We start from the raw sequence: 1302 nt of genomic DNA on the forward strand, positions 1-1302 counted from the left end.
ATGCGGTGACCGGCGCTTTTACGGCGAGCCGGACGGTGGCTGCGATCCTCGACGATGGCCACGATCCCCTCGATGACCTCGCCGATCTGCGCCTTTGCATCGACGGCTTCGATGCGGGCGCGGTGGCGACGGGGCTCTACCAGCACTTTGCGGTTCAGGCGGGACCCTTCCAGCCCATGCCGGGCGAAGGAGAGGAGGGCGGCGATAACCGTGACGAGAATGCCGGTCCACGCTCTGCAGGCCGCATCCCGATCGATGATCCGCTGTACCAGCAGGCGAAGGGTATCGCGGAGCGCCTCGCCACGATCGGGCTGTCGGCCCTGACGCCGGACCTTCTGGATCTAGCCTGCACCAAGGCCAGCCGGATTGAGGTCGCCGAGGCCATTCTCGCTCGCGGCCTGTGGTCGGCGTCGCGGCGTGGAACGCTGGCGGGCGGGAGGGAGGGCACTGTCCAGAACCTCGCGCTGGACGAGCTGCCGGGTTACGAGGCGGTACGGGGTTGGGCGCAGGCGCTCGCCGATGACATCCGTTCCTACGCCGCGGGCACGTTGGCTTGGGCGGACGTTGACCCCGGTGCGCTTCTCACCGGGCCGTCGGGGACCGGCAAAACGTTCCTGGCGGCCATCGCCAAGAGCGCCGGTGCACGCTTCATTGCGACATCGTTCGCCGACTGGCAGGCCACGGGCGACGGGCATCTCGGCTCGACGCTTCAGGGCATCCGGCACGCGTTCGAGGAGGCGCGCAGCCAGTCGCCGACGGTTCTGTTCATCGACGAGATCGACTCCGTTCCAAAGCGCGACAGCAGCCGGCGCCACGACAGCTACTGGCGGGCGATTGTCAACGCCCTCTTGGAGGAGATGGACGGCACCGCCGGCCGTGAGGGGTTGATTGTCCTCGCCGCCTGTAACGACGCGGATCATTTGGACCCGGCTCTGGTCCGCTCCGGCCGCCTCGACCGCGTTGTCCTCATCGATCTTCCGACGGCTCAAGACCTTTGCGAGATCGTGCGCCATTACCTGCCGATGGTTGGCGAAGCGGAAGTCATGCAGATCGGGCACGCGCTGGCGGGACGGACGACCGGCGCGGACATCGCCCGCATGGCGCGCGAGGCGCGGCAGCTGGCGAGGCGCGACAGGCGCCCGGTCATCGCCCGAGACGTCCTGCAGGTCGCCATGCCGCCGGACAACCGCTCTCCAGCCCTGCGGCGGTGGCCTGCCCCCTGAAAAGTGGCCCTCCGTGAAGTAGGCTTTTGAGCCGCTGGAGGACACGAGAATGGGACAGAAGAAGCACAAGCCGGAAGAG

The 1302-nt window shown here is 68.0% G+C and carries 1 protein-coding gene; it reads left to right on the forward strand.

Features of this window, described 5'->3' with window-relative positions; translation table 11 throughout:
- Positions 1-1223 (forward strand): AAA family ATPase (locus BM175_RS22300; RefSeq protein ID WP_175526987.1); only part of this gene is annotated, 1223 nt, incomplete at its 5' end.
- Positions 1224-1302 lie beyond the last annotated feature (79 nt).

This window comes from Aureimonas phyllosphaerae (genome assembly GCF_900113065.1).
Lineage (GTDB): Bacteria > Pseudomonadota > Alphaproteobacteria > Rhizobiales > Rhizobiaceae > Aureimonas > Aureimonas phyllosphaerae.